Here is a 6,617-nt window from a genome sequence, read left to right as displayed (position 1 = left end):
GGGCGAAGTCGATGTCGATCTCGTCGGGGTCGCGGCGCAGCGCCCGCAGGGTGTACGAGCGCATCACGGCCCGTACGTCGTCCGGCAGTTCCCGCCAGCCCTGCCACCAGCCGTCGCCCAGCTCCAGCGGGACCACCGGTTCGCTCTGCCCGGGGTGCGGCAGGAACAGCGACAGGGACTGGTCGCGCCCGTCGGAGTGGAAGGCGTGCAGGTCGGTGCCGGTGAAGGTGACCCGGACCAGAGACGGGCCGAGCCGCCTCGTCCGTACGACCTGGAGGGAGAAGAAACGGAACGGGGCGGCTACGGCCGTGGTCATGTGTGGCTCCTGAGGGTGGGGTTCAGGGCTTTGTGGGCGGGCTGGACCGTCGTCAGCTGACCTTCTTGGCCTTCTCCAGGGCCTCGGCCAGGTTGGTGAGCAGCGGTACGCACTTGTCGTACGAGAGGATCGGCTCGGGGGAGCGGGGGATGACCTGACCCGCCTTCACCGCGGGCAGCTTCTTCCAGGTGGCCTTGGTGATGTCGGCGGGCTGGATCGCCGAGGAGCGGTCGTCCATCATGATGATGTCGGCGTCGTACTTGTCGACGTTCTCCCAGCTCAGGGACTCGTACCAGCCGCCGCCCTGCTTCTTGGCGCTCTCCGGCGGCTCGACGAGGTTCACGCCGAGGGACTTGAAGTACTCCAGGTCGATGGAGAGGTTGCTGCCGGAGACGTAGAACAGCTGGTCGCTGGCGCTGCCCACCAGCACCTTGAGGTCCGGCTTGGCCTTGGCGGCGGCGCGCAGCCGGGCGGCGGCGTCCTCGAACCGCTTCTTGGCGTCGGTGACCTTCGCGGCCTTCATGTCCGCGCCGAGCGACTCGGCCAGGTCCCACATGCGCTGGAGCGGCTGGGTGAGCTGACGGTCGTAGACGGAGATGCCGACGCTGGGGGCCAGTTGGCCGATCTTCTTCTTCGACTCGTCCGGGATGTACCAGAGGGTGCCGGCGCCGTCGAACATCGTCGTGACGAGCACGTCCGGGGCGAGGGAGGCGTACTTCTCGATGTTGAACTGGCCCCAGGCGTTGCCGAGGATCGTCACCTTGCTGATGTCCATGTCGCCGGCCTGGACGTCGGGCTTGCCGGCGGCGGTCTTCGTCGGGCCGAAGACGCCCTTGACCTGGATGCCGTAGTCGTACAGCGCGGCGCCGACGCCGGTGAACGCGACGATGTTCGCGGGGACCTTGTCCAGCTTCACGGTCGTGCCGCGGTCGTCCTTGAACGACCAGGGGCCCGACTTGCCCGTCCCCGCGTTCCCGCCGGAGCCACCGTCTTTGCCCTTGTCGTCCCCGCAGGCGGCGAGCGCGGCCCCGAGGCCGAGGGCGCCGCCCGCGGCGAGCAGTCCGCGGCGGGTGAGGTGGGTGGCACGGGCGTGGGACATGGGTATGACTGCTTTCGACCGGGGCGAAGCGCCCGCCGGACAAGTTCCAAGGTAGGTTAGCCTAACCTCAGCTGATGTCCAGGGGGTGGGGTTGGGGCACGCGCCGGTCACGTGGGACGTGTTCACCTCTTCCCTCAAGTGGCCGTCGGCCGCTCGCTTCTCGGGCAGTGTCGGGCTTCCGCGAGGTGGGTCAAGGGCGCGTTCCGCGTCGCCTTCGGCGATGGGCCTGCGGCCCACCCTTGACACACCTCGCTCCAGCCCGGGGCAGAAGCGAGCGAGCGGCCCGGAGGAACAGTGGCCCAGCCCGGTACCGGGCCCATGGGTGAGCTGTGCCGTCCTGTCGGGAGGGGTGCGCGCTGGCGCGTATCCCCGGCCCAGCCCAACTCGGCTGATGTCCAGGGGAGGCGCCCCCAGTCGAGTGTCATGGCGTACGAACCGAGGCGTCGTCAGGGCCGGGCGGCTGTGACCACACGCGCGCACCACCCTTCCGTCACCCCGTCACCCCGTTAACCCGTTGCCCAAGGGCCGATCACCCGGCTAGGTTCACCCAGCCGCCCGCATCGGTGCAGGCCGGCGCCGTCGAGGAGGTGTGGAGCACATGCGCAGGAGTGCCCGGGAGTTGAGCTCGCGTACCGACCTTTGCCGCCTCCTCACGACGGAGACACCTTGTCCCTTCGCATCACCCCACTGACCGACCCCGCTCACGGGCCGCACGGCCGGCGTCTCGCCTGGTTGGCGTCGGACGCGGATTCCATCCCCGCCGGAACGGCCTTTCTGCGCCTGTTCGACGGCGGACGAGAGCACCTGGCCGAGCTCGACCTCCGTGTTCATCCCGCCGAGCGCCGCAAAGGCGTCGGCTCCCGGCTTCTCGACACCGCCGTGGCCACCGCCCGGGACAACGCCCGATGCTGCGTTGTCGCGCAGGCGGAAGCCGGATCGCCCGGCGACCACTTCCTGGCGGCGCGCGGTTTCCGGAAGGTCCTGACCTTCAGGTTCACCCGCTTGCCACTGGCTGACGTGGATACGGCCGTCCTCGCCGAGATCATCGGGCGTCCGCATCCCGGCTACCGGCTGATGTCATGGCGGGGAACCGTCCCCGACGACCTCGCCCGGACGTTCGCCGCCTCACGCCGCGCCATGGACGACATGCCCATGGACGACACCGACCACGGCGCCGTGATCTGGGACGTGGACCGCGTACGGGCCGCGGCGAAGGCCGTCGAACAGCGCGGTGACCACCTGCGCACCGTCGTCGCCGTCGACGCCTCCGACGGTTCGATCGCCGGGTTCACCGAACTCGTCGTCCCCGGCAACGGCGCGGGCGACGGCCAGCACTACGGCACCGGTGTGCTACCCGAGCACCGCGGTCACGGCCTCGGCCGATGGATGAAGGCCGAGTCGATCCGACAAGCCCGCAGGGACTATCCGGACCTCGGGGGCCTCCTGACCGACACCGCTGACAGCAACGCGCACATGAGACGGATCAACGACGGTCTCGGCTACACACCCACGCACACGGCACACAAGCGGCGGCTCGACCTTTAGCGGAGAGCGGACGGGCCGGAGCGGGGCGTCACCCCGCCGGCCTGTCCGCGCCTTCGATGCACGCCAGGTCCGCGCCGGACCTGTTGCCTCAGCCCGTCAGCCCCAGTTCGCGGGCGATCAGCATCCGCTGGACCTCGCTCGTGCCCTCGCCGATTTCCAGGATCTTGGAGTCGCGCCACATGCGGGCCACCGGGTACTCGTTCATGAAGCCGTAGCCGCCGTGGATCTGGGTGGCGTCGCGGGCGTTGTCCACGGCGACCGTGGAGGAGTGGAGCTTGGCGAGGGCGGCCTCCTTCTTGAAGGGTTCGCCCGCGACCAGGCGGGAGGCCGCGTCGCGCCAGGCCAGGCGGGCCGTGTGGGCCTTCATCTCCATGTCGGCGATCTTGAACTGGATGGCCTGGTTGGCGCCGATGGGCCGGCCGAAGGCGTGACGTTCCTTCGCGTACTTCACCGACTCGTCCACACAGCCCTGGGTCAGGCCCGTGGCGAGCGCGGCGATGGCGATCCGGCCCTCGTCCAGGATGCGCAGGAACTGGGCGTAGCCGCGGCCCCGTTCGCCGAGCAGGTTGGCGGCCGGGACCCGGACGTCCTGGAAGGACAGCTCGCGGGTGTCGGAGGCGTTCCAGCCGACCTTCGAGTAGGGCGCGGCCACCGTGAAGCCCGGGGTGCCGGACGGCACGATGACGGCCGAGATCTCCGGGCGGCCGTCCGGCTTGCGGCCGGTGACCGCGGTGACCGTGACCAGGCCCGTGATGTCCGTGCCCGAGTTGGTGATGAAGCACTTGGTGCCGTTGATCACCCACTCGTCGGTGTCCGGGTCCAGCCGGGCCGTCGTACGGGTCGCCCCGGCGTCGCTGCCGCCGTCCGGCTCCGTCAGGCCGAACGCGCCCAGGATCTCGCCCGAGCACAGGCGGGGCAGCCACTCGCGCTTCTGCTCCTCCGTGCCGAACAGGTGCAGGGGCATCGCGCCCAGCGAGACGCCGGCCTCCAGCGTGATCGCCACGGAGGAGTCCACCCGGGCCAGTTCCTCCAGGACGAGGCCCAGGGCGAGGTAGTCGCCGCCCATCCCGCCGTACTCCTCCGGGAACGGCAGCCCGAACAGGCCCATGCGGCCCATCTCGCGGACGATCTCGTACGGGAACTCGTGCCGCTCGTAGAAGTCGCCGATCTTCGGCGCCACGACATCGTGCGCGAACTCCTCCACCGTACGGCGGAGTTCCTCCAGCTCGGGGCTGAGACGGTGGTCCATGCTGATCACTGGTCCTTGTGGGAGAGAGCGCGGACGGTACGGGACGGGCTGGGCCGGCCCAGCCGTTCGGCCATCCACACGCTGGTGGCGGTCAGACGGCCGAGGTCGACCCCCGTCTCGATGCCGAGCCCGTGCAGCATCCAGACGAGGTCCTCGGTGGCGAGGTTGCCGGTGGCGGACTTGGCGTACGGGCAGCCGCCGAGCCCCCCGGCGGAGGCGTCCACGGTGGTGACGCCGTGCTGGAGGGCGGCCAGGGTGTTGGCGAGCGCCTGGCCGTAGGTGTCGTGGAAGTGCACGCCGATCGCGTCGGTCGGCACGCCCCGCTCGTTCAGCAGGGCGAGCAGCGCCTGGACCTGGCCCGGGGTGGCCACCCCGATGGTGTCGCCGAGGCTCAGCTCGTCGCAGCCCATGTCCCGCAGCGCGACGCACACCCGCGCGACCTGGGTGAGCGGCACCGGGCCCTCCCACGGGTCGCCGAAGCACATGGAGACATAGCCGCGCACCCGTACGCCCTCGTCCTTCGCGTGCCGCACCACCGGCTCGAACACCGCGAGGGACTCCTCCAGCGTGCGGTTGAGGTTGGCCTTGGCGAAGGACTCGGTGGCGCTGGCGAACACCGCGACGTACTCGGCGCCGAGGGCCAGCGCCCGGTCCAGGCCACGCTGGTTGGGGACCAGTACCGGGAGTGCCGCGTCCAGGTCCACGACCTGTGGGAACAGCTCCTCGGCGTCGGCGAGTTGAGGCACCCACCTGGGGTGTACGAAGCTCGTCGCCTCGATGGTGGTCAGGCCGGCGTCCGCCAGCCGGCGGATGAACTCGGCCTTCACCGCCGTCGGCACGGCCGTCTTCTCGTTCTGCAGCCCGTCACGCGCGCCCACCTCGTGGATCCGCACCCGCGCGGGCAGTCCCTCGGCCGGTACGGCCATGGGCAGTCCCGTGACGCTCATCCGGCCGCCTCCTCGTGCGGTGCGACGACGGCCAGCACCTGGTCCATGGCGACCGTGCTGCCCGGTGTCACGTCCAGTGCGGCGACCGTGCCGGCGTGCGGGGCGGAGATGACGTGCTCCATCTTCATCGCCTCCACCACCAGCAGGCTCTGCCCGGCGGTCACCTCGTCGCCGACGGCCACCTTGACCACCGTGACCGTGCCCGGCATGGGCGCGGTGAGGGAGTCGGCGCCCGCGTGGGCCGCGCGGTTCAGGGACGCGGCGACCGGGTCGTGGGCGCGCACCTGCCAGGCGTCGCCGTCCCGGCCGAGCCAGTCGCCGGCGCGGCGGAAGGTGTGCCGGACGCCGTCCAGGGCGACGCTCACCCGGTCACCGGTGACGGTGTGGACGCCCCGGGGGGTGTAGGCCACGGGTTCGCGCACCCGCAGGTGGAAGACGGGCGGCTTCCGGGCGCCGCCCAGCCGCCAGCCGTCCGGCACCGAGAACGGGTCGGTCCAGCCCTCCGTGCGCGGCCGGAGGGCCTCCAGCCGTACGGCCGCCGCCGCCTCGTACACCTCCTCGGGCACCTCGGCGGGGACCAGGTCGTCCACCACCCGCTCCACCAGCCCGGTGTCCAGGTCACCGGAGACCACCGCCGGATGGGCCAGCAGCCGGCGCAGGAACCCGGCGTTGGTCTGCACGCCCAGCGTGACCGTCCGGGCCAGGGCCGCACGGAGCCTGCGCAGCGCGGTCGCGCGGTCGGGGCCGTAGGCGATCACCTTGGACAGCATCGGGTCGTACAGGCTGCCCACCTCGGTGCCCTCGCTCAGCCCCGAGTCGGTGCGCACGCCGTCGCCCTCGGGCTCGTCCAGCAGCAGGACCGTGCCGCCGGAGGGCAGGAAGCCGCGCGCGGGGTCCTCGGCGCAGATCCGGGCCTCCACCGCGTGCCCGGTGAGCGTGATCTCCGACTGGGCGAACGGCAGCCGTTCGCCGGCCGCGACCCGCAGCTGCCACTCCACCAGGTCCAGCCCCGTCACCAGTTCGGTGACCGGGTGCTCCACCTGGAGGCGGGTGTTCATCTCCATGAAGTAGTACTGCGACGGGTCGCCGCCCGGGACGATGAACTCCACCGTGCCCGCGCCCCGGTACCCGCACGAGCGGGCCGCCTGCACGGCCGCCTCGCCCATCGCGGCCCGGGTCGCCTCGTCCAGGAGCACGCTCGGCGCCTCCTCGACGACCTTCTGGTGGCGCCGCTGGAGGGAGCACTCGCGCTCGCCCAGGTGCAGCACGTTGCCGTGGCCGTCGGCCAGCACCTGGATCTCGATGTGCCGGGGCCGGTCGATCCACCGCTCCACCAGCAGCGTGTCGTCGCCGAAGGAGGCGCGGGCCTCCCGGCGGGCGGCGGCGATCTCCTCCTCCAGCACGGTCAGGTCCCGCACCAGGCGCATGCCCTTGCCGCCACCGCCGCCCGTGCTGCTCAAG

At 71.4% G+C, this 6,617-nt stretch carries 6 protein-coding genes; 1 reads left to right on the top strand and 5 read right to left on the bottom strand.

Annotated features, from left to right (window positions below; translation table 11 throughout):
- The coding region (locus H5J33_RS19130; RefSeq protein WP_181796150.1) for a siderophore-interacting protein at positions 1 to 316 on the bottom strand (316 nt) is incomplete at its 3' end.
- A gap of 52 nt (positions 317 to 368) precedes the next feature.
- On the bottom strand, positions 369 to 1,415 hold the full coding sequence (locus H5J33_RS19125; RefSeq protein WP_181796149.1) for an ABC transporter substrate-binding protein: 1,047 nt from the start codon (positions 1,413 to 1,415) through the stop codon (positions 369 to 371).
- A gap of 666 nt (positions 1,416 to 2,081) precedes the next feature.
- On the opposite strand from H5J33_RS19125, the gene H5J33_RS19120 reads away from it, so the two are divergent.
- Positions 2,082 to 2,960, top strand: coding sequence for a GNAT family N-acetyltransferase (locus H5J33_RS19120; protein ID WP_181796148.1), 879 nt, complete (start codon positions 2,082 to 2,084; stop codon positions 2,958 to 2,960).
- An 88-nt stretch (positions 2,961 to 3,048) separates the two neighbouring features.
- Here H5J33_RS19120 and H5J33_RS19115 read toward each other — a convergent pair whose 3' ends face one another.
- The 3 genes from H5J33_RS19115 to H5J33_RS19105 all read right to left on the bottom strand — a co-directional run.
- Complete coding sequence (locus H5J33_RS19115) at positions 3,049 to 4,209, bottom strand: acyl-CoA dehydrogenase family protein (protein ID WP_181796147.1); 1,161 nt, start codon at positions 4,207 to 4,209, stop codon at positions 3,049 to 3,051.
- 5 nt (positions 4,210 to 4,214) lie between these two features.
- Complete coding sequence (locus H5J33_RS19110; protein WP_181796146.1) at positions 4,215 to 5,156, bottom strand: hydroxymethylglutaryl-CoA lyase; 942 nt, start codon at positions 5,154 to 5,156, stop codon at positions 4,215 to 4,217.
- On the bottom strand, positions 5,153 to 6,617 hold a 1,465-nt coding region (locus tag H5J33_RS19105; protein ID WP_181796145.1), incomplete at its 5' end, for a biotin/lipoyl-containing protein. The genes H5J33_RS19110 and H5J33_RS19105, both read right to left, overlap by 4 nt.

It is taken from the genome of Streptomyces sp. WELS2, from assembly GCF_013870595.1.
In the GTDB taxonomy this organism is placed as follows: Bacteria; Actinomycetota; Actinomycetes; order Streptomycetales; family Streptomycetaceae; genus Streptomyces.
Note: the sequence above shows the minus strand (reverse complement) of the source record. Positions and strands in the feature narration are given on the sequence as shown.

Excerpts from the sequence above, each read along its gene's own strand:
- H5J33_RS19115 (WP_181796147.1), bottom strand. The coding sequence starts at position 4,209 with ATGGACCACCGTCTCAGCCCCGAGCTGGAGGAACTCCGCCGTACGGTG.
- H5J33_RS19110 (WP_181796146.1), bottom strand. The coding sequence starts at position 5,156 with ATGAGCGTCACGGGACTGCCCATGGCCGTACCGGCCGAGGGACTGCCC.
- H5J33_RS19125 (WP_181796149.1), bottom strand. The coding sequence starts at position 1,415 with ATGTCCCACGCCCGTGCCACCCACCTCACCCGCCGCGGACTGCTCGCC.